This is a genomic window from Rhodobacterales bacterium HKCCA1288 (genome assembly GCA_015693905.1).
Classification (GTDB): domain Bacteria; phylum Pseudomonadota; class Alphaproteobacteria; order Rhodobacterales; family Rhodobacteraceae; genus M30B80.
This window is the reverse complement of sequence record CP065161.1, coordinates 1,803,552-1,826,106: the sequence shown is the minus strand read 5'-3', so window position 1 is coordinate 1,826,106 and position 22,555 is coordinate 1,803,552. Positions and strand designations below refer to the sequence as shown.

Annotated in this window: 24 protein-coding genes and 1 riboswitch; of the genes, 9 read left to right on the top strand and 15 right to left on the bottom strand. The window is 55.0% G+C overall.

Annotated elements, in window-relative coordinates; genetic code table 11:
* Window positions 1-18 precede the first annotated feature (18 nt).
* The 5 genes from I3V23_08960 to I3V23_08940 all read right to left on the bottom strand — a co-directional run bounded on the left by I3V23_08960 (window position 19) and on the right by I3V23_08940 (window position 6,122).
* Window positions 19-1,845, bottom strand: coding sequence for a TonB-dependent receptor (locus tag I3V23_08960; protein ID QPI84715.1), 1,827 nt, complete (start codon window positions 1,843-1,845; stop codon window positions 19-21).
* A 142-nt stretch (window positions 1,846-1,987) separates the two neighbouring features.
* A riboswitch (cobalamin riboswitch) is annotated at window positions 1,988-2,189 on the bottom strand.
* A 73-nt stretch (window positions 2,190-2,262) separates the two neighbouring features.
* The gene (locus I3V23_08955; GenBank protein ID QPI84714.1) at window positions 2,263-3,180 is read right to left on the bottom strand and encodes a metal ABC transporter permease; all 918 of its coding nucleotides are present in this window, start codon (window positions 3,178-3,180) and stop codon (window positions 2,263-2,265) included.
* On the bottom strand, window positions 3,177-4,364 hold the full coding sequence (locus tag I3V23_08950) for a metal ABC transporter permease (protein ID QPI84713.1): 1,188 nt from the start codon (window positions 4,362-4,364) through the stop codon (window positions 3,177-3,179). Before I3V23_08950 ends, I3V23_08955 begins: the two co-directional genes overlap by 4 nt.
* Before the next feature lie 2 nt (window positions 4,365-4,366).
* A complete protein-coding gene (locus tag I3V23_08945; protein ID QPI84712.1) occupies window positions 4,367-5,158 on the bottom strand; it encodes a metal ABC transporter ATP-binding protein in 792 nt (263 codons plus the stop codon).
* Window positions 5,159-5,174: 16 nt separating this feature from the next.
* Window positions 5,175-6,122, bottom strand: a complete 948-nt coding sequence (locus I3V23_08940; GenBank protein QPI84711.1) for a zinc ABC transporter substrate-binding protein — start codon at window positions 6,120-6,122, stop codon at window positions 5,175-5,177.
* A gap of 190 nt (window positions 6,123-6,312) precedes the next feature.
* Between I3V23_08940 and I3V23_08935 the strand changes: the two genes are divergently transcribed.
* Complete coding sequence (locus I3V23_08935; GenBank protein ID QPI86772.1) at window positions 6,313-7,110, top strand: alpha/beta hydrolase; 798 nt, start codon at window positions 6,313-6,315, stop codon at window positions 7,108-7,110.
* Here I3V23_08935 and I3V23_08930 read toward each other — a convergent pair.
* A complete protein-coding gene (locus tag I3V23_08930) occupies window positions 7,107-7,541 on the bottom strand; it encodes a MarR family transcriptional regulator (protein ID QPI84710.1) in 435 nt (144 codons plus the stop codon). The genes I3V23_08935 and I3V23_08930 overlap by 4 nt on opposite strands.
* 293 nt (window positions 7,542-7,834) lie before the next feature.
* Here I3V23_08930 and I3V23_08925 point away from each other — a divergent pair, with 293 nt between their 5' ends.
* The 3 genes from I3V23_08925 (at window position 7,835) to I3V23_08915 (ending at window position 12,588) form a co-directional block, all read left to right on the top strand.
* Entirely contained in the window at window positions 7,835-8,989 is a 1,155-nt protein-coding gene (locus I3V23_08925; GenBank protein ID QPI84709.1) for a phosphoserine transaminase, read from the top strand.
* Window positions 8,990-9,067: 78 nt separating this feature from the next.
* Window positions 9,068-10,663: a phosphoglycerate dehydrogenase gene (locus I3V23_08920; protein QPI84708.1), complete on the top strand. Its 1,596-nt coding sequence runs from the start codon at window positions 9,068-9,070 to the stop codon at window positions 10,661-10,663.
* A 137-nt stretch (window positions 10,664-10,800) separates the two neighbouring features.
* Window positions 10,801-12,588: a response regulator gene (locus I3V23_08915; protein ID QPI84707.1), complete on the top strand. Its 1,788-nt coding sequence runs from the start codon at window positions 10,801-10,803 to the stop codon at window positions 12,586-12,588.
* On the opposite strand, the gene I3V23_08910 is transcribed toward I3V23_08915, so the two are convergent.
* A complete protein-coding gene (locus I3V23_08910; protein ID QPI84706.1) occupies window positions 12,580-13,602 on the bottom strand; it encodes an asparaginase in 1,023 nt (340 codons plus the stop codon). The genes I3V23_08915 and I3V23_08910 overlap by 9 nt on opposite strands.
* Before the next feature lie 173 nt (window positions 13,603-13,775).
* Between I3V23_08910 and I3V23_08905 the strand changes: the two genes are divergently transcribed.
* Entirely contained in the window at window positions 13,776-14,306 is a 531-nt protein-coding gene (locus I3V23_08905) for a hypothetical protein (GenBank protein QPI84705.1), read from the top strand.
* Between the two features lie 73 nt (window positions 14,307-14,379).
* Complete coding sequence (gene rlmN, locus I3V23_08900) at window positions 14,380-15,567, top strand: 23S rRNA (adenine(2503)-C(2))-methyltransferase RlmN (protein ID QPI84704.1); 1,188 nt, start codon at window positions 14,380-14,382, stop codon at window positions 15,565-15,567.
* Window positions 15,568-15,630: 63 nt separating this feature from the next.
* On the opposite strand, the gene I3V23_08895 is transcribed toward rlmN, so the two are convergent.
* Both I3V23_08895 and I3V23_08890 read right to left on the bottom strand, forming a co-directional pair.
* Window positions 15,631-15,810: a hypothetical protein gene (locus tag I3V23_08895; GenBank protein ID QPI84703.1), complete on the bottom strand. Its 180-nt coding sequence runs from the start codon at window positions 15,808-15,810 to the stop codon at window positions 15,631-15,633.
* Between the two features lie 148 nt (window positions 15,811-15,958).
* Entirely contained in the window at window positions 15,959-16,564 is a 606-nt protein-coding gene (locus tag I3V23_08890; protein QPI84702.1) for a L,D-transpeptidase, read from the bottom strand.
* Between the two features lie 144 nt (window positions 16,565-16,708).
* On the opposite strand from I3V23_08890, the gene I3V23_08885 reads away from it, so the two are divergent.
* On the top strand, window positions 16,709-17,236 hold the full coding sequence (locus tag I3V23_08885; GenBank protein QPI84701.1) for a CAP domain-containing protein: 528 nt from the start codon (window positions 16,709-16,711) through the stop codon (window positions 17,234-17,236).
* Between the two features lie 4 nt (window positions 17,237-17,240).
* On the opposite strand, the gene I3V23_08880 is transcribed toward I3V23_08885, so the two are convergent.
* The 6 genes from I3V23_08880 to I3V23_08855 all read right to left on the bottom strand — a co-directional run bounded on the left by I3V23_08880 (window position 17,241) and on the right by I3V23_08855 (window position 21,438).
* Window positions 17,241-17,735 (bottom strand): L,D-transpeptidase family protein, encoded by a 495-nt coding sequence (locus I3V23_08880; GenBank protein QPI84700.1) that lies wholly within the window; start codon window positions 17,733-17,735, stop codon window positions 17,241-17,243.
* A gap of 88 nt (window positions 17,736-17,823) precedes the next feature.
* Window positions 17,824-18,681: an SDR family oxidoreductase gene (locus I3V23_08875; protein ID QPI84699.1), complete on the bottom strand. Its 858-nt coding sequence runs from the start codon at window positions 18,679-18,681 to the stop codon at window positions 17,824-17,826.
* Window positions 18,678-19,712, bottom strand: coding sequence for a tRNA epoxyqueuosine(34) reductase QueG (gene queG / locus I3V23_08870; protein ID QPI84698.1), 1,035 nt, complete (start codon window positions 19,710-19,712; stop codon window positions 18,678-18,680). Before queG ends, I3V23_08875 begins: the two co-directional genes overlap by 4 nt.
* Window positions 19,709-20,380, bottom strand: coding sequence for a glutathione S-transferase family protein (locus I3V23_08865; GenBank protein QPI84697.1), 672 nt, complete (start codon window positions 20,378-20,380; stop codon window positions 19,709-19,711). Before I3V23_08865 ends, queG begins: the two co-directional genes overlap by 4 nt.
* Before the next feature lie 57 nt (window positions 20,381-20,437).
* A complete protein-coding gene (gene mtgA, locus I3V23_08860) occupies window positions 20,438-21,151 on the bottom strand; it encodes a monofunctional biosynthetic peptidoglycan transglycosylase (protein ID QPI84696.1) in 714 nt (237 codons plus the stop codon).
* Between the two features lie 98 nt (window positions 21,152-21,249).
* Window positions 21,250-21,438: a DUF2892 domain-containing protein gene (locus I3V23_08855; GenBank protein QPI84695.1), complete on the bottom strand. Its 189-nt coding sequence runs from the start codon at window positions 21,436-21,438 to the stop codon at window positions 21,250-21,252.
* A 121-nt stretch (window positions 21,439-21,559) separates the two neighbouring features.
* Here I3V23_08855 and I3V23_08850 point away from each other — a divergent pair, with 121 nt between their 5' ends.
* Entirely contained in the window at window positions 21,560-21,937 is a 378-nt protein-coding gene (locus I3V23_08850; protein QPI86771.1) for a hypothetical protein, read from the top strand.
* The gene (gene cobO, locus I3V23_08845; protein ID QPI84694.1) at window positions 21,934-22,554 is read left to right on the top strand and encodes a cob(I)yrinic acid a,c-diamide adenosyltransferase; all 621 of its coding nucleotides are present in this window, start codon (window positions 21,934-21,936) and stop codon (window positions 22,552-22,554) included. The genes I3V23_08850 and cobO overlap by 4 nt, the downstream gene beginning before the upstream one ends.
* Window position 22,555 lies beyond the last annotated feature (1 nt).

The following is a 22,555-nucleotide window of genomic DNA, read 5'->3' as shown; positions in this document are numbered from 1 at the left end:
ATGCAAAGCGATATGAGCCTAAAACGTGCCACGAACCCCGATATAAAATGCGCGGTCGGAAGCACCGTAACCGCGGGTGGTTTGGTATTGCTCATCTGTTAGGTTATCAATGCGCATGAACAGATCAGCACCATTGGCCAAGGTATAGGTCAGGTTAGCGTTGAGAACTGTGTAGTCTTCAAGCGGTGTTGTCGTATCAAGGCGATCAGAGACTGATTGCAGCGACAGGCCCGCAGTGGTTCGTTGCCCCAAGGGCGTGGACGCGCTCAACGATACATCATGGCGCGGCACGCGGGCGAGCCTTGCGCCATCTGCCGCGCGGGCATCTGTGGATGTATAATTCAGATCAATTTCTGCATCATTCAGGAAGATGTAAGAGAGGCCCAACTGATACCCATCGGTGCGACTTGTTCCAGGCACTTGGTTATAACCTGTGGTATATTGGATCAAATCCGTAATGCGGGTCTGAAACAGCCCTGCTTCAAAGGTTACTCTGCCCATCACGTGTTCAAATCCGATTTCAGCGGATTGACTGGTTTCTGGCTGCAAGGCGGCGTTCGCGCCAAATGGCCCATATAGCTCGTTTAATGAAGGTGCGCGGAATCCCGTGCTAAGGGAGGCGCGCAGAAGGCTTGATGGGCCCGCTTGCCATGCAATCGCAACGCGACCAGTGGTTTTTGACCCATAGTCGGAATTGTCGGTCAACCGCGCAGAGATTGAGATATCAAGGTCTGTCAGGGGTGAGGTGAGCCATTCTGTAAAAACAGAATTGCTTTCGTAATCGGCGTGGATGGGGCTTGTATTATCGGTAGAAAAATACCGCTCCGTCATGGCCTCCGCGCCAAAGCTGATCGTGTCACCATTGTCTAGCGATTGCACCCCCAAATAGGTTAGCTTCTCGCGCTGCCCCTCAAACAAGAAGCGCCGTCCAGCGGGCGCAGAGGGATCAGTGCGGGTTGTGCGCGAGGCTTCAATTCCAAATTCATGGGTGCTGCTGCCAAAATCAGCGAGCGCAAAAAGACGCGCTGCGAGCAGTTCATACTCGCTGAAACGTGCAGCGTCCCCACCAACACCGCCCGATGCGTCAAATTCAAAATTGGCATTCTGCGCCAAAACACTGGCGCCAAATGTTAGAGTATCTGTCGCCTGATACTCGCCGCGCAGGCTCAAGTCGATCGATTCAAATCCATCCGCCTCCGCGTTGCCTGCGTTCTCATCTGCGGCTGAATAGCCTTCTGTATTTGTATTGCTCAGGCTCACGGCTAAGAACCCGCGCTCAAATCGGGTTCCATAAGTCAAACCTGTGCGCATTGTTTCGAAGCTGCCCACCTCAAGATTGTAACCAATTTCGCTGCCAATTTCGTCAGGCGCATCGACTGTCGTGATGTTAACCGCGCCGCCAATGGCCCCAGAACCAAGAATTGCAGACTGTGATCCGTAGAGAACCTCAGCCGAGGCGATGCCGGAAGAGGTCAACTTTCCAAAGTCAAATTGCGTCTGCGTTGAGGACGGATCTGTCACGTCAATTCCATTGATCCGGACAGGGATATATTTGCTGTCCAAACCACGAATGCGGAGGGTTGCGCTGGTTCCGATGGGGCCTGATTGCGTTACGTTGACACCGGCCAGCGTTTCGAGAAATTCAGAGAATTGCAGACGACCTCCATTGGCCAAGTCGCGCGCGGTTAAGCGACTCACTCTAACCCCCGTCCGATCCCGCGCGACATCGGTGAGGCTTGCGGAAAAGACCAGTTCATCAAGGGTGAATACATTTTGTGCGGCCAAGGGTGTGGCGGCGAGACCTGCGCACAGCGCGGCGAGGCTCAGAGTGGAAGAGGGGCGCATTTTTGCTCTCCAATTACGAATGGGTGGCAAGGCACATGCCTTGCGCAAAAGTGAATGGTCATTGGAGGGTTGGCCCTTCCGCAGACGGCGATTTGTGCCACCACTACGGAATTGTCCGTTGCCCGCTGCGCCCACCGCGCTTGGACAGGGTGATCACCTCGGCAGGTCTCCTGACTCGCGGGTCGTTGTTTGATCGGGCCTTCCCGTGGCCCATCTGGGGCCGCAGTGGCATATGCCAATCGCACTCGCCGCTTACAGTTGCGGGGGCAGTCGCGGATTTACACCGCGTTCCCTTTTCACCCAATGTTGTCACCAACACTGAGACCGAAGCGAGATCGGTGTAACCTTTGGGGCCCTGCAACTCAAGGGTGAAAGCGACTGTCTGCCTCGGGAAAGCGGCGGCAAACTGTCTTAGGCTTAGGCGGTGGCTGCGCGCCGTTTTGGGCCGAACACGGCGGTAAGCGCCAAGATCAATCCCGAAACTGCCGCAATCATACCTGCGGCGCTGACGGAGTTCTCGAGGCCGATCCAAAGCGGGCCATATCCCGCCAAAACATATCCCAAACTTGCCGAGAGCGTGGCAAAACCCACGCTCCACATAATTTGACTGCGCAAACGATCCGTCATCAAACGTGCGGCGGCGGCGGGGCATATGAACATTGCGATCACGATGATAGAGCCCACGGCATCAAAGGCCGTGACGGCGGCCAAAGCCGCGACCATCACAAGGCCAAGACTAATGGCGCGCACGGGTAAGCCAAGGCTTTCGGCATAGCCTTCATCAAAGGTTGATAGGGTCAAAGGCCGCCAAAAGATGATTAAAAGCACCACAATCAGCACCAAAGTCAGGGCCAGACGGGGCAGTTCTGGTGGCAGGCCAGCAAGCGCCACAGGATCAAGCAGCGAGGCCCATCCCGGCGCCTCAAGCCAGATCAGGCTTTCAAGGTTTCCCATCAGAGCGTGTTCGACATCCAAATGAACCGAAGACGCGCTGCTTTGCTCGAGAAGTAAAACACCAAGCGCAAATAAGGTGGTGAAGACCACACCCATGATTGCGCCCACCTCAATGCGCGAGACACGTTTGATCACATCAATCATCACGACTGCGAAAAGGGCCGCAGCACCTGCACCCAAAAGCATCGCCCAAGCGTCTAGGGCTTGTGTCACCAAAAAGGCCAGCACGATCCCTGGCAGAACCACATGGCTGATGGCATCGCCAATCAAGGCCTGCTTGCGCAGCACCAAAAAATTTCCAGGCAGGGCGCAGGCGATTGCCGCCAAAATGCCGATGAGAATCGGCGGAAGCGAAAGGGGCACGAATTCAGCGCCGCTCATGACGCGTCCTCCAATCTTGTGTCGATATGGGCTAACTCATCGCGGGTGAAGGCGCGGGATAGGTCGCTCAACCCGTCATGGCGCGACAGAAATTCGGCATAATCGGGTTTGCTGCGCAAATAGGCCAGACGCGCCTCATCGCGCTGTGCTGCTATGGCTGCAGACTGGCCGCGTTCGGTCATCACCCCATCGGCACGCACATAACCTTCGCGCTGTAGAAGCTTGCGGGTATAGGGCTCCAGTATGCGATAGCCTTGGGCCAAGGCAAGCAAGCCCTGTCTGCGATGCACGCGGCGTTGAAATTTGCGGTGCCGCATCGCGGAGGCCAAGACCCCGCGTGCGGGCGCAACCAAAAGCGAAATGAGAAAAAATCCGGCTGCCACCAAAACGATAATGGCGCCAGTGGGCAAATCGGGGGCAAGGCTTGAAAGGCCTGCGCCAATCAGGCCCGATGCCCCGCCAATTGCGCCCGCAATGGGCCAGATATAGGCGGCGCGGTTGCTCCAGAGACGCGCGGTGACAGGGGGGATGATCAGCAAGGCAACGATCAAAATCAGACCCACGATTTTCAACCCCGCAACGGTTACGGCTAAAACCAATGCCATGGCCGCCGCATCAATCAGGGGCACGTTCAATCCCAACGCGCGGGCAAAGTTTTCATCGAACGCCGTGAGGGTCATCGCCCGATGCAGAACAAGACCCACCATGAAAACCAACGCTGCCCCGATTGCAATCATTTCAGCATCTTCACGCAGCATTGCAGCGGTTGAGCCGAGTAAAAGTTGGTCTAAGCCTGCTTGGCGGCCCGCGCTCATGTTTTGGATCAGGGTCAACATGACGACCCCCAACCCAAAGAAGCTCGACAAGACCGCCCCAATTGCGGCGTCCTCGGATAATCTTGTTCGGGATTTCAGGAAATTAACTGCCAATAGGCCAAGTGCCGCGCTGATCGCAGAGCCAAGCAATAAGCCCTCTAATGCGCGCCCAGTGCCGCCTAAGGCGACCATCACCATAAACCCCCCGCAGAGGCCAGGTAGGGTGGCGTGGCTGATCGCGTCCGATAGCAAGGCGCGTTTGCGCAGAAACATAAATGTTCCTGTCACCCCTGCGGCAACGCCCAAAACGCCTGCGCCAAACATGACCAAAGCGACATTATAGGTCAGTGTGAAGGCCATGATACCCATGTCTAATAGTGACCCGCTTCCCGCAATCGATCGATTTGCGCTGTCGCCAATCGCCCGCCATAGGCCTCTTGCAAATGTGCGGTGGTAAAGGCTTGGGCCACAGGCCCTTCTGCAATGAGGCGTGTGTTGATCATCGCGACATGGTCAAAATATGCGGTTACAGTTGAAAGATCATGATGCACCGCAACAACCGTTTTTCCCTCATCTTTCAGCTTTTTGAGAACGGCAATGATGGCCGCTTCGGTCGCTGCATCTACGCCTGCAAAAGGCTCGTCCAAAAGGTAAAGATCAGCATTCTGGGCCAAGGCGCGGGCCAGAAAGACCCGCTGTTGCTGTCCACCTGACAACTGGCCGATTTGACGATGGGCAAAGTCCTGCATCCCGACCCGTGCCAAAGCATCCTCGGCTATGGCCTGATCGTCACGGCTGATACGGCGCAGAAGCCCTATTTTCCCATAGAGGCCCATCAAGACCACATCGCGCACACTCGCAGGAAAATCCCAATCGACACTGGCGCGCTGTGGCACATAGGCAATGCGGTGGCGTTCAGAGGCCAGAGCGCGTCCGAAAATCGATACTTGCCCCGAGAGACGCGGAACGACCCCCAGCGCCGCTTTAAGTAAGGTCGATTTGCCCGCGCCATTTGGCCCGATGATGGCCGTCATTGAGCGGGGCGCCACCGTAAGATCGACCGAGAAAAGCGCGGGCTTTTCCCCATAGCTGACGCTGAGGCCGCGTATGGCCAGCGGGCTTTGCGGATCGAGGGGTTGGTCGTTCTGATGAAGCCGTAACATGGCCAATTCCTTGCCGCTAAGGGGTTAACGCGCCATTCATCCCACCTTCAGGGGCTGTGCCCCCAAGGGCGCGGGTGATGGTGGTGATGTTATGATCCAACATCCCGATATAGGTGCCTTCATAGCTGCCTTCTGGCCCCATCGCGTCTGAAAAAAGCTCGCCCCCGATGGCGACCGCGTGACCTTGGGCAGCCGCACCTTCTTGGAGGGCGCGAATATTGCGGTCAGATACAGAGCTTTCAACAAAGATGGCCCCAATTTGGCGCGCCACCAGCGTGTCGACCAAGGTTGAGATTTGCAAAAGCCCTGCTTCTGATGCGGTCGAGATGCCTTGGATGCCCAAAACCTCGAAATCAAAAGCGCGGCCAAAATAGCCAAAGGCATCATGGGCTGTGACCAGAACCCGTGCTGCTTCGGGAACGCTTGAGAGGCTGCTTTGGGCATAGGCGGCTAGGCGATCAATTTCGGCCAAATGCTGTGCGGCATTCGCTTCGAAAATGGCAGCGCCTTCGGGATATGACGCACTCAATGCATTGCGCACGGCTAAAACAACTGTGCGCCATAGGGTCGGATCCATCCAGACATGGGGGTCAAATCGATCCTCATACTCTGGATGACTGCGCAATCTGTCTTGTGGGATAGCCTCTGCCACCGCGACAACAGTGCGGGATTGCCCAAGATCAAGCAGGAGCGGCTCAAGTTGCGCCTCAAGATAAAGCCCATTCCATAGGATTAGATCCGCATTCATTAATGCCAGAATATCCGAACGGGTTTGCCGAAAAGAATGCGGATCAACGCCCGCACCCATGAGGGTCTTTAATTCGATCAAATCCCCCCCGATCTGACTGGCGGCATCTGCGATCATCCCTGTGGTAGCGACCACTTTGATGGGTGCAGATTGCGCAAGGGCGGGTGCGGCCAGAACGGGCAGCAGCATCACTGTCAAAATGCGTAGGAAACGCATGAAAGCTTCTCCAATATCGAAAGACATAGGCCCTTGCGGGCCATCATTGCCGCCACAAAGATGATATTGATAATCATTCGCAAAAAGTCAAGAAGTTGCGAATGACTCGCAACTAGTGCTTGCCCTTGCCAATTTCTTATCCTGTGCAAAAGTGAGGCGAATTCACGCAGACGAGGCGGCCATGGTTAAGATTACAGATTTCGATGATGCCTATCAAAACGGGGCCTATATCCCCGATGCAGATGGGTTCATCACACGTTGGACAGAAGCCGCAGCCAGTTTTCGCGCGACCTATCCGCCGGTCACGCATCACTATGGGACAGGCCCGCGCCAGTATTTTGATCTATTCATGCCTGATGGCGCGCCCAAAGGTCTGACTATTTTTATTCACGGTGGCTATTGGCGGCGGTTCTCGCCGCGCGAATTTAGCCATTTGGCCCGCGCCCTGCGAGACGCGGGGCAAGCCGTGGCCCTGCCGTCATACACACTCGCACCCGAGGCGCGGATTGCTCAAATCACCGATGAAATGATGCGCGCTGTTTGCCATGCGGCGGGTTTGGTGGAAGGGCCAATCCGAATCACGGGCCATTCGGCAGGCGGGCATTTAGCCACTCGCATGATGTGCGAAGGCGTTTTGCCTGACGCGGTCGCCTCTCGCGTGGTTCAGGTGATGTCAATCTCGGGCGTGCATGATTTACGGCCTTTGCTGAACACAGAAATCAACCAAGACCTGCGTTTGACCTTAGAGGAAGCCATGCGGGAAAGCCCCGCATTGTTGCTGCCGCGAAAGACCGCGCGATTCGTTGCCGCCGTGGGGGGCGATGAGCGGCCCGAATTCATCCGTCAAAATGATCTTTTGGCGAATATTTGGTATGGCGCTGGTGTTGAAATTGAAGCGATGCATCTAGCGGGCTTGCATCACTTCGATGTGATCGAGGAATTGGAGCGGCCAGACGGGCGGCTGTTGCAGCAAATCTTGGCTGATTAGCCGCGCGCGTAAAGATCAGAGACGACTGTGCGCAATTGGGCGCGTTCATCTGGGCCGAGGCGGTCTAGAAGATCGGTTTCCGCTTCTAGAGCGGCGGCTTGAAGGCGGCGGATTTCCTCATTCCCTTTTTCGGACAGGCGCACCACCAAACGGCGGCGATCCACTGCATCGGTCGAAACATTGATCATATCGAGATCTTCGAGGCGGCGCTGTGCGCGGCTGACCCGTGCGGCATCCATCGCGGTCAAAATGCACAGATCATGCGAGGAACAGGGTTGATTCTCAGGCAAAGCCATCATGATGCGCCATTCTGGAACCTGTAAATCTGCATCCCGCATCAGGTTCTGAAACAGGGCGCTTGCGATGACAGCCATTTGAAAAGGCACAAAATCCTTGAGGCTGAACTGGCGTGTTTGTGAGAAATCTTCCACTTTGCACCCAAGGCGTGAATAAGCATTTACCACTCATCTTTAGCGCGAAATACCCCGTTGGCGCAAGGAAAACCTGTAAATTAAATCTGACATATGATTGTCACAATTTAAAGACATTGGGTTACTTGTTTATTTTTGCGCTGCGCATCTCCGCCTTTGGCCGTTTGAGCCAGTCATCAACTGCGACTCTTTTGATTTATTTTCCGACTTGCGCGCCGTGCAACATAGGTATAGCAGCGCAGATGGGACACCCCTCCCCAACGAGGGGCATATATCTGTGAGGGTATCACATCATGGCTTTGACCACTCCGGCAACGCGGCCGGCTAATCCGCGTTTTTCGTCTGGCCCCTGCGCCAAACCCCCCGTCTGGACATTGGATAAACTGGCTGACGCCCCTTTGGGTCGGTCGCACCGCGCTGCGATTGGCAAGGCAAAGCTTGCTGCCGCGATTGACCAGACTCGTGAAATTCTGGGCGTGCCTGCTGACTATCGCATTGGCATCGTGCCCGCTTCTGACACAGGCGCGGTTGAGATGGCCATGTGGTCGCTCTTGGGTGCGCGCCCCTGCACAATGGTCGCTTGGGAAAGCTTCGGTGCAGGTTGGGTCAGTGATGTTGTCAAACAACTGAAACTCGATGCGACTGTTCTGAACGCCGATTATGGCCAGATCGTTGACATGGGCGCGGTCGATTATGACACGGATGTTGTGTTCACATGGAACGGCACGACCTCGGGTGTAAAGATGCCCAATGGCGACATGATCCCTGCCAATCGCGCAGGCTTGACCATTTGCGATGCAACCTCGGCGGCCTTTGCGCAGGATTTGCCATGGGACAAGCTCGATGTCACCACCTTCTCTTGGCAGAAGGTCATGGGCGGTGAGGCTGCCCATGGCATGTTGATCCTCAGCCCGCGCGCGGTTGAGCGGCTTGAAAGCTACACACCTGCATGGCCGTTGCCCAAGATTTTCCGCATGACAAAAGGCGGCGAATTGATTGAGGGCATCTTTAAGGGGGAAACGATCAACACCCCGTCCATGCTCGCCGTTGAAGATTATTTGGTCGCGCTTGATTGGGCCAAATCCATCGGTGGATTGCCTGCCTTGATGGCACGGGCCAACGCGAACGCGCAGGCGATTTTCGATTTCTGCGCGTCTCGCGATTGGATTGACAATCTGGCCGAAGATCCCGCGACACGCTCGAACACCAGCGTTTGCCTGAAATTCACGGATCCGCGCATTACGGATGGCGCAGCCTTCGCCAAGGCGGTTGCAAAACGTCTCGAAGGCGAAGGTATCGCGCTCGATATCGGGGCCTACCGAGACGCACCTGCGGGTCTGCGTATTTGGTGCGGTGCCACGGTGGAAACCGCCGATATCGAAGCCATGCTGCCATGGCTTGATTGGGCGTTTGAAACCGAAATCGCGGCGCTTTCTGCTGCGGCTTAAACCCCTTTTTCTGGCCGCAATGCGGGTGTGATCCCTGCGGCCAGACCCTTTCCCATTTCGAACATATGAGGCCCTATCATGGCTCCTAAAGTATTGATTTCCGATAAACTCTCGGATGCAGCCGTTCAGATTTTCAAAGATCGCGGCATTGATGTGACCTTTGACCCAAGCATTGGCAAAGACAAAGACAAGCTGCTTGAGGTCATCGGCCAATATGATGGTTTGGCAATTCGTTCTGCGACCAAAGTTACGGAAAAGATCATCGCGGCTGCCGATAACCTAAAGGTCATTGGCCGCGCAGGGATCGGCGTAGATAATGTGGATATCCCCGAAGCCTCGAAAAAAGGCATCATCGTGATGAATACGCCGTTCGGCAACTCCATCACCACCGCAGAGCATGCGGTTGCGATGATGTTTGCCGTTGCGCGCCAAATCCCCGAGGCCAACGCCTCGACCCATGCGGGCAAATGGGAGAAATCCCGCTTTATGGGGGTTGAGCTGACAGGCAAAACCTTGGGCGTTATTGGCGCGGGCAATATTGGGGCGATCGTCTGCTCACGTGCGCTTGGCCTCAAGATGAAGGTTGTGGCTTATGACCCGTTCCTCTCTGAAGAACGCGCCACGCAAATCGGTGTCACCAAGGTAGAACTGGACGAGCTGTTGGCGCGCGCTGATTTCATCACGCTGCATGTGCCCTTCACCGAAAAGACGGCAAATATCCTATCGGCTGAAAATTTGGCCAAAACCAAGAAAGGGGTGCGCATCATCAACTGCGCCCGCGGTGGTTTGGTGGATGAGGCTGCTTTGGCTGAATTGATTAAATCAGGCCATGTGGCAGGCGCCGCCTTTGACGTTTTCAAAGAAGAACCTGCAACCGAGAACCCATTGTTCAATCTTGAAAACGTGGTCGTGACCCCGCATTTGGGCGCTGCCACGACCGAGGCACAGGAAAATGTGGCGCTGCAAGTGGCCGAACAAATGGCGGATTACCTGCTGACAGGTGCCGTAACCAACGCGCTGAACATGCCCTCTGTGACAGCGGAAGAAGCGCGTGTCATGGGGCCATGGTTGAAGTTGGCCGAGCATTTGGGCAGTTTTGTCGGTCAGTTGACCGAAGACGCGATTGAGACAATCGAGATCACCTATAATGGCGTTGTCAAAGATATGAACCTCAAGGCGCTGAATTGTGGCGCGATTGCAGGTGTCATGAAGGCGACCAACCCTGACGTGAATATGGTGTCCGCACCGATTATCGCCAAAGAGCGCGGGATTGAATTGTCGACTGTCACACAGGATAAATCAGGTGTGTTTGATGGCTATATTCGCCTCAATGTGAAATCAGCCTCGAAAGAGCGGTCTATTGCAGGCACGGTGTTCTCGGATGGCAAGCCACGCTTCATTCAGATCAAAGGCATCAACATTGATGCCGAGATCGGTGAACACATGCTCTATACCACCAATGAGGACGTTCCAGGCATCATCGGCACATTGGGCCGCACGATGGCTGAGATGAACGTCAACATCGCTAATTTTACCTTGGGCCGTGCCTCAAAAGGGCATCAGGCGATTGCGATGCTGTATCTGGACGAACAACCCCCCGTTGCTGCGGTTGACGCACTCAAAGCGACTGGGTTGTTCCAGCAGGTGCGCCCGCTTCGCTTTAGCGCCCATTAATCTACGCCAGATATTTAGGAATTCCTGACCCGCCTCCCCTTATGGGGGGCGGGCTTTTTAACATTCTGTTCACTCTGATTTGCGAGATTGGCCTAGAGATCCATGAGGGCAAAGCGGTGACGATCTACGGATTCGGGATGGATAAAAGCCTGACGCAGGAACGGCGCTTGCGCCTTCAGGCGGAACGGTTGCTTGCCCAACGATCAGAGGAACTTTACGCGGCGCATCGCAAACTGGCCCAGCACGCCGACCATTTAAGCCATCAGGTCATCGCACAACGCGCGCGGGAACAGCAGCTTGAGGGGCGGGCTGAACGGGTGGAGGCCAAGTTGGAACTTGTCACATCCAAAGCTGAGATAGCCGAACGCCGCCTTTGGGATTCACTGCGCGCAATCACCGATGGCTTTGCGGTGTTTGATAGCGATTGGCGCATGGTCGCGGCAAATCCCGCATTTTTAGGCGCCTTTGATGGCGTGGTTGATGTGGGGCCAGGCGCCGAATATGCGGCCGTTTTGAAGGTGGCCGCTGATGAGGGTCTGGTAGATCTTGAGGGGGTGCCCCCCAGTGATTGGGTCGCCAAGATGCTTGATCGGTGGTGTCAGCCCATTATCCCTGACCAAGTTCTGCGGCTTTGGAACGGGGCCTATATCCGACTTGTTGATCGACATACGCCCGAGGGTGACATCGTGACCTTGGCGCTGAACATCACCCAAACCATGCGCCGCGAGGCCAGCTTGCGAGAGGCGCGGGATCGTGCCGAGGCGGCAAATCGGGCAAAATCGGCATTTCTGGCAAATATGAGCCACGAGTTTCGCACGCCCATGAATGGCGTAATGGGCATGACGGAGTTGTTGCGCGATACGGCACTAGACAGCGAGCAAACCCACTGCGTGGATACTATCCGAAGTTCCGCACAAGCGCTTTTGGCGGTGATTAACGATGTTCTGGATTATTCAAAAATCGAGGCGCATCGCCTTGAGATTCACAATTCAGATTTTGATCTGATCGCGCTGGTCGAGGATGTGATCAAGCTTTTGCAGGCGTCTTGTGTAGAACGCGATTTAAAGCTTTTAACTGAGATTGAGTCAGATTTTCCTAAGCTGATTCATGGGGATCCCGCCCGAATTCGCCAGATTTTGATCAATCTGGTGGGAAATGCGGTGAAGTTTACCGAAGCGGGCCATGTCCGTGTTGGCCTGTCTTGGGTCGCTGAGGGTGACGAAAACACGCCTGCGCTCACCCTATGGGTCGAGGATACGGGCATCGGTATTGCCGAGGATATGTTGGATCATATCTTTGGCGAATTTAATCAGGTTGAGGATCAAAATAATCGCCGTTTTGAGGGGACAGGCCTTGGTCTGGCGATCACACGCAGCTTGGTAACGCTGATGGGTGGGGATGTTTCGGTGACGTCAACCCTCGGTCACGGCAGCCGATTTACCGTCACCTTGCCGCTTTCCGCTGCACAGGTTGTGGTTGATGCACCGCCGATTGCCCCGATTGAGCAGGCCCCCGACCAAACCCCCGCGCTGCCCTATATTCTGGCCGCTGAGGACAATGCGACCAACCAGATGCTTTTTCGCAAACTGATCGACCCATTGGGGGTTGATTTGGTTTTGGTCGCCACGGGTGCCGCGTTGGTCGCGCAGTATGAGGCGCGCCGCCCTGATATGATTTTCACCGATGTTTCTATGCCGCAGATGGATGGGATAGAGGCCACAACCCATATCCGTGCCTTGGAAAAATCCGAAGGTCTGCCGCCCGTGCCGATTGTCGCCATGACAGCCCATGTCATGGAGGATGACCGCGCTAAGATGAGCGCGGCAGGCGTAAACCATCACATTCCCAAACCATTAAGCCGCGCTGATCTGCGCGAAGCGATGGAGATCTTTCTGCCAAAAGAGGCGGCACAAGGCTTAGGATAATCGCCAATCTCGCACGCTTGCGACAGGGCGAATAAAACCTGTTTCAACATCACGGCGATTGGTGATTGGCCCATAGGTTAAGCGTTTTGCAACGGGGCTGGCTGCATCCAACACACCCGCCCCGATCAGCAATTGCGTGATTACGGCTTCTGAGGCGCGGGTGCCGCCATCTTCGATTTTCAGGGCAATGCCGATTTTCTTTTCGGGAATGATTGCCACAAAAACGGCCTCGGCCCCTGTTTTCACCGCAACGCGGCCCCCCATCGCCGCCATCAGGTCGGTGCAGGCGCGCCCTTCACCCGCAACCAAAATGGGGTGGGTGGCCATAGCGCGATGCAGTTTTGCCATTGCCGCCTCGCGGGTCGCGCCATCAGGGTTTGCACCTGCATAACGCGCCATCGCCCGACCAAGCCCCAAAAGGGAGCAGGCAAAATTTGGTGCAGAGCAGCCATCAATCCCATAGCCTGCACTGGTTTCGCCTGTCACATCTTCAAAGGCTTCAAGAACCGCTTTTTGCACGGGATGATCAGCTTCAATATATTCGCTGCCGCCGCCCAAATGTTTGTTCAGCGTCAAGAATCCTGAATGTTTGCCCGAGCAATTATTATGCCCCTGATCTGGTGCACAGTCGCATTTGATCAAATCCTCTCGCGCGGCGCGATCATCGGGCATTTGTGGGCCACAGCGCAAATCTGCCTCTTGAAGGCCCAAATGATCCAACCATGCTGCGACCATATCCGTATGCACCTTTGCCCCATTATGGGAGGCACAAGACAAAGCCAGCTGCGCTTGGCTCAGACCAAAGTGATCCGCCGCACCGCTTTCAATGAGAGGTAAGGCTTGGATCATCTTGCTGCTTGAGCGGGGTAAAATAATTTTGGACGGATCGCCCCACGCCCCCAAAATTGTCCCTGCATGATCCACCACAACAGCATGGCCGCGATGTTGGCTTTCGGCAAAAGGGCCGCGATGCAATTCAACGAGAATTTCCGCCGTATCATCTGGCTGGGGCATGAGCGCTTCCTTTTGATCAAGATTTTGGAGTTTCACGCGCGAAGGGCTTTCGCGGGATCGTGATTTCAGGTTATTCTGCGTCCGAGTAATGGTAAAGGCGCAATAGAAGGGATGATGGCGACATACATCTCGCGCTTGAGGCAGTAACAAGCAGATCAGGAGGCGTATCGGCAATGGCTGGTCGTAGAATAGCAGTTTTGGTGGCAGCAGCATTGGCTTTCACGCCCGCAGCCATCGCACAAGAGACATCGGATAACCGCGTTAACGCGCAAACGGATTGGAGTGTCTTTGTCCAATCTGACCCTGCCGTGTGTTGGGTTGTGAGTGCGCCGCGCGAAACCGTCAATACGCGTGACGGAAACCCAGTTTCGGTGAACCGCGGCGAAATTTTGCTGTTTGTCAGTTTCTGGCCGAATCAAGATCGCCGGTTTGAGGTATCCTTTACTGGTGGCTATCCTTTTGCCGAAAATTCCACTGTTGAGATGGAAATTGGCGATGCGTCCTATTCGCTGTTTACCCAAGGTGAGATGGCATGGGCCGCGTCCCCGCAGGATGATCAATCCATTGTAACCGCGATGAAGCGCGGCGCAGAAGCGGTTTTGACCGCTCGCTCTAGCCGCGGCACGCAGACAGAGGATACATTCTCGCTCCTGGGCTTTACCGCTGCGGTTGAGGATGCGGAAACACGCTGCCAAGGCAATTAAGCCAAACATGTTCTTTGATTTGCTTTGAGGCGGATTTGCGGCTATGTGTGCGCCGCCTCAAAGGACAATGAAAATGACCCAAGCCAGCGCCCCGATCACGCAGGATGTTTTGACCATTCCGCGCAAACTGCCCGAAACAGGCCTGACGAATATCGTTGGCCTCAGTCGTGATGCATTGCGCGCGGCGTTAATCGCAGCAGGCACGCCCGAGAAACAGGCCAAGATGCGGGTTAATCAAATCTGGCAATGGGTCTATGTCTGGGGGGCGCGGGATTTTGACGGGATGACCAACCTCGCCAAGTCTTATCGCGCTGAATTGGCAGAAAATTTTTATATTGGTCTGCCTGAAATGGTCAGCCGCCAAATCTCAAGCGATGGCACGCGGAAATATCTGGCGCGGATTGCGGGCGGCCATGAGGTTGAGGTCGTCTATATCCCCGAAGAAGATCGCGGCACATTGTGTATTTCAAGCCAAGTTGGCTGCACCCTGACATGTTCTTTCTGTCACACGGGCACGCAGAAACTGGTGCGCAATCTGACGGCGGCTGAGATTGTCGGGCAGATCATGATGGCGCGCGATGATTTGGATGATTGGCCGCGCCCAGGCGAGGCCTATGGCGAGCGGCCGCGTTTGATCTCAAATATCGTGCTGATGGGCATGGGTGAGCCGCTCTATAATTTCGATGCGGTGCGCGATGCGATGAAAATCGCAATGGACGGCGAAGGGATCAGCCTCAGCCGCCGCCGTATTACCCTTTCGACCAGTGGCGTTGTGCCAGAAATTGCACGTTGTGCCGAGGAAATCGGCTGTATGTTAGCCATCAGCTTTCATGCCACGACAGACGAGGTGCGCGATCGTCTTGTTCCGATTAACAAGAAATGGCCTATCGCGGAGCTGCTTGAGGCCTTACGGCAATATCCAAAAGCCTCAAATTCTGAGCGGATTACGTTTGAATATGTGATGCTCAAGGATGTGAACGACAGTGACGAAGATGCGCATCGGTTGATCAAGCTGATCAAAGGCATCCCCGCGAAGATCAATTTGATCCCGTTCAACGAATGGCCTGGCGCCCCCTATCAGCGGTCAGATTGGGCGCGGATCAAGCGGTTTGCAGATATTATTTACAAGGCGGGCTATGCCAGCCCCATTCGCACGCCCCGTGGTGAAGACATCATGGCGGCCTGTGGTCAGTTGAAATCTGCGACTGAACGCGCGCGCAAATCACGCGCTGAAATTGCTGCCGAGATTGGCGAAGCCTGAGGCACAAAAAAAGACGGCTCCCTGACCAGGAAGCCGTCCTTTGTTCTGCAGCCGAAGGCTAAATTAGTTTGCAGCTGCTGCTGCAAGCAAAATCAGAGCAAGAACTGGAACGAGAACGCCACCAGCAGAAGACGAAGTGTCGCCTGCGATAGTTGCGGGTTCCATTGCCGGAGCAGCGGTGCCACCAGCGAAAGCGCCAGTTGCGGCAACCGAGAGAACGGCGGCGAGTGCGAGTTTCTTCATTGTATCCTCCAAGATACGCCCAAATGCGCATTATTGCGCTTTATACGGGCACCCAAGACTGTACCTCGTAAATATGTCTATATTCAGGATTGCACGCAAAATGCAATGGAATCCGCATCTGTTCGTCTTTGCGATTTTTGTGGTGTCGTCAAATTAGCAACACTTGCGTGCCAATGCGCGCCAAATTGTAAAGTTCTGCAATATGTTCGTTATAAAGCCCAATACATCCGTTTGACGACCGCCGACCAATCTTGCGCGTGTCATGCGTTCCGTGGATGCGATAGAATTGCCACGACAGATAAAGTGCGTGTGTTCCTAATGGGTTATCTGGGCCAGGTGGCACATAATCGGGCCATTCTGGGTTGCGTTCCTTCATGGCTGGGGTCGGGCTCCAATCGGGGCCTTCGACACGGCGCACCACCTCCGTGCGACCACGGCGGGTCAGGTCTTCGCTCATTGGAACCGATGTCGGATACAGCCGATAGATAGATTGATCGGCGCTCCAGAAGTGCAGTGCGCGCGAGGTCAAATCCACCAAAATCGCCCCGTTTTGGGTATTGGTGAAATAGGGCCGCCAATCCAAGGTCCGAAAACTAGAGATATTTCGTGGCACAGAATGCGAGATATCCGCTTCAATTTCGGTGCTATCCGCAAGGCTTTGCGCCAAGGCGGGATTACCTGCGCTCAGCGTCAATGCGCTTGCGCCAAGCCCCACCATAAATGGCCTTCGTTTCATAGGCTTTGACTTTGCCATGATGCTCTACCTCTTGCGAAACTGCTTATTTATATTTTAGGTATGATTTACTTCTATTTTTGCAATTTTGCAATTTCGAGATCGCATTTGTGACCAATGTCGCGCTTTTGCGAAGCTTGGGATGATTAAAAGGCCGCAGGCGTGATGCGAATAATCTTCCTCATGGGGCTGACAGTGTTGGTTGCGGGCTGCCAAATTGGTGCGCCCACGCGGCCTGACCCAAACTCGGTGCGGATTTATCGGCTGGATCAGGCGGATCGCGCTGAAGTGCAGTTTCGGGTCTTGGACGCGGTCAATCTTCTGCGCGCCTCCGCTCAAGCCCCTGCGCTCGGGCTTGATAGTGGGTTGATTGCAGCCGCATCGACCCATGCCCGCGATATGTCTGTGCAAAATCGACCATGGCATTTTGGCTCGGACGGCTCATCACCCATAGATCGCGCAAGGCGCGCGGGTTATGCGGGGGCGGTTTTGGGTGAAAATATCTCGGAAACCTATGAAGGCGAGCTTGAAACCCTGCGGGCATGGATGGCGCAGCCTGACACAAGGGCCGTCATTCTTGACCCAAGTGGCCGCGACTTGGGGCTTGGGTATTTCCAAGAAGATGCTGGAAAAATTTGGTGGGTGCTCATGGTCGGTGACAGCCGCCGCGCGGCCTTTGGCCCCCGTGGGTGACGGATCACGGATAGATGTCAATCGGTGTGCGTAGGTTCACCATTGAATAAATCTCACGCATTTCGGCGTTTGAGACAGCAATACACCCCGCCGTCCAATCATTGCGAAACATCACGCTCGCCGGGGTCCCGTGGATGAAAATATCGCCCCCAGGTGATCGCCCACGCGCGCGCGCGAAGGCGCGGTCTTGGGCGTTCGGATAACTTAGCCCGATTGACAGGTAAAAGGCTGAATTGGGATTGCGGCGGTCGATGTAATATCGCCCTTCTGGCGTGCGACCATCGCCTTCGAATTGCTTATGCCCTTCGGGTGCAAAGCCCAGTTCCACATCATAGCTGCGCAGCACTTGGTCATTATGCAAGAGCGTCAATTCGCGCTCGTTTTTGTCGAGGACAATGCGCGTTACCTCAGGGCCTGTATAAGTCGGAATTGTTTTTGACACGCACCCGCTCAGGGCAGTGGCAAAGACAAACACGATAAAACCGCGGCGTATACTCATGACGGGCCTGAAATATGAAAAGCTGCTCTTGTGGCTGCGCATACTTGAATTTGGGCGCTCGCAAAACTGAAATTTTGCGCGCTAAAGATTACCCGCCTGCCGCAAGAATGGCCTTTAGCCCTGATTTATAGTCGGGATAGAGCCATGAAAGGCCAAGATCAGCTTTCACATGGTCATTCTTGACCCGCTTATTTTCTGAATAAAAACTGGCTGCCATCGGCCCCAAATCGGCGTGTTCAAACGCGATTGCAGGTGGAATTGGCAGGCCCAGTAACTCGGCCCCATAGGCAATCACATCTTCGGGAGGGGCGGGCATGTCATCGCATATATTGTAAACAGCCCCGCGCTTTTGCGCCGTCATCGAGGCCTCTAGCGCCATCGCGATATCCTCAACATGGATCCGTGAAAACACTTGTCCCTCTTTGATAATGCGCCGCGCTGTCCCGTTTCGCAGTTTTTCAAACGGGCCACGATGGGGGCCATAAATTCCTGCCAGACGGAAAATATGTAACGGCGCCTTGGTTTGGCGGCAAACGGCGGCCCATTCGCTTTCTGCCGCAACGCGGGCGCGTCCGCGATCCGTGTTGGGGGTGAGCGGGCTGGTTTCATCCACCCACGCCCCCCCGTGATCGCCATAAACGCCCGTGGTCGACAGATACCCAATCCATGCTTTTTCATCCAAGCAAGGTGCAAGCGCCCCGCCCCATGCGCCCAAAACAGGATCGCGCCCGCCCTCAGGGGCAATGGATGATAGAATATGAGTGGCACGCGCGATATCGGCAGAGAGATCATCACGCCCCCAAACCCGTGCAGATAACCCCCGCGCGCGCAGTGCCTCGGCCTTTTTGGGGTCGCGGGTCGTGGCGATAATCTCCCAGCCTTGTGGCAGCAATCGCCGTTCAAGCGCGCTTGCGCTATAGCCGTGGCCAAAAGACAAGAGGATCATGGTCGTTGCTCCAAAGCCCATTTGGCGGCATCCGATACGGCCGCGTCAGGATCATCCACCAAACTGCGCGCCATTTCAATCAAGCCTGCATCGCCGCTATTGCCAATTGCATAAAGCACATTGCGCACAAACCGATCCCGCCCAATGCGTTTGATCGGTGATCCTGAAAACCTATCGCGGAACCCTTGATCATCAAGCTGCACCAACTTCGCTAAATTGGGTGCGCGCAGATCATCGCGCGGGGCATAGCGCATCTCGGTCGCTGTTTGAGCAAATTTATTCCAAGGGCAAACGGCCAGACAATCATCGCAGCCGTAAATACGATTTCCCAAAGCGGATCTCAGGTCAGGATCAATCGGGCCTTTATGTTCGATTGTGAGGTAAGAAATGCACCGCCGCGCATCCAATTGGTAGGGCGCGGGGAAGGCTTTTGTTGGGCAAATATCAAGGCAGGCTGTGCAACTTCCGCAATGGCTGACGTCTGGGCTGTCTGGTTCGAGAGGAACCGTTGTGAAAATGGCACCCAAGAAAAAGAAATTGCCCAAATCCCGCGCCAAGAGATTGGTATGTTTGCCCTGCCACCCCAGCCCTGCAGCCTGCGCAAGGGGTTTCTCCATCACGGGGGCCGTATCAACAAATACCTTGATCTGATGGTCTTCGCCTGCTTGTTCCAGCAGCCACCGCCCGAGGCGTTTGAGCCGTTTCTTGACCACATCATGATAGTCTTTGTTTTGCGCATAGACCGAAATCGCAGCGCGGGATTTCTCTTGCAAAATCGCAAGCGGGTCATGGTTTGGCGTGTAAAGATCAGCCAACATGATCACCGATTTCGCTTCGGGCCAAAGCACGCTTGGATCAGAACGCCACGCAATGCGATCTGCCAACCATCCCATTTGGCCATGATGCCCTGCCGCCACAAACGCGTGCATGCGCGCCCCTGCTTCAGCGATATCTGTGGGTCGACAAACACCAATTTTGGCAAAACCTATGGCTTTGGCCTCGGTCGTTAGGGTCTGCTTCAGCGCGCTCAAAAGTCCAAATTCGCGTAATGGGGCGGCTGCGGGAAACCCGAGATTTGATCCGCCAAAATGGAACGGAATGCAGGACGCGATTTGACCTTTGCATACCAGTCTTTGACGATCTCAGATCGGTTCCAATCCACATCTGAGATGTAATCAAGACAGGATAGGTGCGCCGCTGCGGTGAAATCGGCCAAGGTCATGCGATCTCCCGCCAACCAACGGCGATGATCTAGCAGCCATGCCATGTAATCCAGATGGAATTTGATCTGGCTTGCGCCAGTTTTGACCGCCCGCCCATCAGGGTATCCCGCGCGCATCAGCTTTTTGTTCACGCGTTCATAGACGAGGTTCTTGGTCACATCATGGTGGAATTTATCATCAAACCAGAAACACAGGCGGCGCACTTCGGCGCGGGCTTTGATGTCTTCTGGGATCAGTTCTGGCTCAGGATGTTTTTCCTCGAGATATTCGCAAATGGCTTGGCTTTCACTCAGGAAGACGCCGTCAATCTTGAGAACGGGGACCTTACCTGCAGGGTTGCGGCGCAGGTGATCCGGGCTGCCTTCCCAATAGCGTTCTTCCACCAATTCGACTTCGATTTTTTTCTCCGCCAGAACCAAGCGCACTTTGCGGCAAAAGGGCGATAGGGCGAAGTGGTAGAGGCGCGGCGTGTTCATTTGGGTTTTGCTCTAACTCATTGGTCGCGAGGGTTTTGCCCTGTCTGGGTGGGGAATTCAATTCGCAAAGCAATCATCGCGCCCATCATTGGCGATGGTCGCCGCCCCATCGGTAATGCTTGCAGCGCGCTCCAACAGCCATGGGGAGGGGTTTGCAGCAGATCGATCCTTTGGCGCTGGCAGCACCGCTGCGAGGCGCGCGGCTTGTGCCAATGTCAAATCAGCGGCACTCACCCCAAAATAATGCTGTGCGGCGGCCTCTGCCCCGAAAATGCCCGCATCAAATTCCGCGATATTGAGATAGACCTCTAACACCCGCGATTTTGGCCAGATCAGCTCGACCACGGGGGTCAGTGCCGCTTCAAGCGCCTTGCGCCCCCAATTTCGGCCATGCCACAAAAACGCATTTTTCACAGTTTGTTGGCTGAGCGTGGATGCGCCGCGCTGTGCGCCATCTGAAATTGCGTCACGAATTGCGCTCATGTCGAACCCCCAATGGGCGCAAAAATTTGCATCCTCTGCCGCGACCACGGCTCTTTGTAAATTTGGGGAAATCTCTTCTAGCGGGCGCCATGTCTGGTCGATTGTGCCGATGCGCCGTGCCTCGCTGATCATATAGGCCGTGGTTGGCACAGGAAGAAAGCGATAAGCAATGATCCACAGCAGCACTAGAGCGACCGCCGAAAACCCGACACGCCAAAAAACGCGACCCACGCGCTGCGTCAGGCCACGATCCTCGTGGGATTTTTTATCTTTGCGTTTGCGGGCCAACCTGCTTGCTCTGCCAATTTATCTGGTTTTTGACAAACTACGCGGATCAGCCCGCAAGGTAAAACGGTTTTACCTTGTCCCGTCTGGTGGAAAACGCCTTAGCAGGCCTTACAGGTCTTGATGCCCAGGATCGTATAAAGAGGGCAATTGCCCACCAAACCTGTCAAGAGAGGCACCAGACCCACCCAACCCCAAGCGGTTTGTGGGCCAACAAATACAATGGCAATAAGAGCCACGCCTAAGATCACGCGAAGCGCGCGGTCGATCATCCCAGCATTGCGAGTCATATCTAAACTCCTTTCTATAGCCGATGACAGATCATCACATACTGGCCCCTGATGGTCTGTGACCATGTCACATGCGCTGGTTTGCTTGACTTGTGCTGTGAAATCAGGCCATGCCGCAGCCATGAGCAAAGAGAATACACCAAAGCCAAGCAAAGATGCCGCTGCCAAGCCTAAGCGCGCGCAGGATGTTTATACGCTTGTTGTTGAACTGGGTCGCCGCGAGGGGGATGGCCTGCCTACCAGCGCAACGGGGGCGGGGCTGTTGTGCTACGCGTCAGGCGTGGACGAGGCCGAAGCGGTGCGCGAGACGGTTGCCGTGCTGAAAACGGCGGATATGAACCCGCTTGAGGTCACGGGCTATGGCACCTTGACCGAACGCGAGGCGCAGGGGCTTGAGATTGATGAAGAAGAACGCGCTTTGATGATGCGCGCTTTGGAAGAAAACTCGGTCATAGTCGCGCAGATGACACCCTATTTTGCCGAGGATGATGAGACATGAGCGAGGAAGACCTTAACGCGCGCCACAAGGCAAAGATGCAGAAGATTAAGGCCGCGCGCGATCGTATGATGGCGGAGAAAAAGCGCGAGAAGAAAGGTCTGGTGATTGTTCATACAGGCAATGGCAAGGGCAAAAGCTCGTCTGCTTTTGGGATGATTATGCGCTGCATCGCCCATGGGATGCCTTGCGGTGTCGTGCAATTCATCAAAGGCACATGGGTGACAGGCGAAAAGGAATTCCTGCGCAAACATTTCGCGAATGAATGCAAGTTTGTTGTGTCGGGCGAAGGATTTACGTGGGACACCCAAGACCGCGAGCGCGATATTGCAGCGGCGCGTGCGGGTTGGGAAGAAGCCAAAGCGATGATCAAAGACCCCAATATGTCATTGGTTGTTCTAGACGAGATCAATATCGCTCTGCGCTATGACTATCTTCCGATCCTAGAGGTGGTAGAATTTTTGGTCACAGAGAAGCCAGAAATGACCCATGTTGTTTTGACGGGTCGCAATGCCAAGCCCGAATTGATTGAGATTGCCGATCTTGTGACCGAGATGACCGAGGTCAAGCATCCATTCCGTGAGCAAGGTATTGTTGCGCAAAAAGGCGTGGAGTTCTAAG

What these genes read in the sequence shown, in the direction of transcription:
- rlmN (QPI84704.1), top strand. Translation starts at nt 14,380, where the DNA reads ATGACCCAAGCCAGCGCCCCGATCACGCAGGATGTTTTGACCATTCCG.
- I3V23_08915 (QPI84707.1), top strand. Translation starts at nt 10,801, where the DNA reads ATGGATAAAAGCCTGACGCAGGAACGGCGCTTGCGCCTTCAGGCGGAA.
- I3V23_08875 (QPI84699.1), bottom strand. Translation starts at nt 18,681, where the DNA reads ATGATCCTCTTGTCTTTTGGCCACGGCTATAGCGCAAGCGCGCTTGAA.
- I3V23_08950 (QPI84713.1), bottom strand. Translation starts at nt 4,364, where the DNA reads ATGGGTATCATGGCCTTCACACTGACCTATAATGTCGCTTTGGTCATG.
- I3V23_08925 (QPI84709.1), top strand. Translation starts at nt 7,835, where the DNA reads ATGGCTTTGACCACTCCGGCAACGCGGCCGGCTAATCCGCGTTTTTCG.
- I3V23_08955 (QPI84714.1), bottom strand. Translation starts at nt 3,180, where the DNA reads ATGAGCGGCGCTGAATTCGTGCCCCTTTCGCTTCCGCCGATTCTCATC.
- I3V23_08960 (QPI84715.1), bottom strand. Translation starts at nt 1,845, where the DNA reads ATGCGCCCCTCTTCCACTCTGAGCCTCGCCGCGCTGTGCGCAGGTCTC.
- cobO (QPI84694.1), top strand. Translation starts at nt 21,934, where the DNA reads ATGAGCGAGGAAGACCTTAACGCGCGCCACAAGGCAAAGATGCAGAAG.
- I3V23_08885 (QPI84701.1), top strand. Translation starts at nt 16,709, where the DNA reads ATGCGAATAATCTTCCTCATGGGGCTGACAGTGTTGGTTGCGGGCTGC.
- I3V23_08905 (QPI84705.1), top strand. Translation starts at nt 13,776, where the DNA reads ATGGCTGGTCGTAGAATAGCAGTTTTGGTGGCAGCAGCATTGGCTTTC.
- I3V23_08940 (QPI84711.1), bottom strand. Translation starts at nt 6,122, where the DNA reads ATGCGTTTCCTACGCATTTTGACAGTGATGCTGCTGCCCGTTCTGGCC.
- I3V23_08890 (QPI84702.1), bottom strand. Translation starts at nt 16,564, where the DNA reads ATGGCAAAGTCAAAGCCTATGAAACGAAGGCCATTTATGGTGGGGCTT.
- I3V23_08850 (QPI86771.1), top strand. Translation starts at nt 21,560, where the DNA reads ATGAGCAAAGAGAATACACCAAAGCCAAGCAAAGATGCCGCTGCCAAG.
- I3V23_08855 (QPI84695.1), bottom strand. Translation starts at nt 21,438, where the DNA reads ATGACTCGCAATGCTGGGATGATCGACCGCGCGCTTCGCGTGATCTTA.
- I3V23_08920 (QPI84708.1), top strand. Translation starts at nt 9,068, where the DNA reads ATGGCTCCTAAAGTATTGATTTCCGATAAACTCTCGGATGCAGCCGTT.
- I3V23_08865 (QPI84697.1), bottom strand. Translation starts at nt 20,380, where the DNA reads ATGAACACGCCGCGCCTCTACCACTTCGCCCTATCGCCCTTTTGCCGC.
- I3V23_08880 (QPI84700.1), bottom strand. Translation starts at nt 17,735, where the DNA reads ATGAGTATACGCCGCGGTTTTATCGTGTTTGTCTTTGCCACTGCCCTG.
- I3V23_08945 (QPI84712.1), bottom strand. Translation starts at nt 5,158, where the DNA reads ATGTTACGGCTTCATCAGAACGACCAACCCCTCGATCCGCAAAGCCCG.
- I3V23_08910 (QPI84706.1), bottom strand. Translation starts at nt 13,602, where the DNA reads ATGCCCCAGCCAGATGATACGGCGGAAATTCTCGTTGAATTGCATCGC.
- I3V23_08895 (QPI84703.1), bottom strand. Translation starts at nt 15,810, where the DNA reads ATGAAGAAACTCGCACTCGCCGCCGTTCTCTCGGTTGCCGCAACTGGC.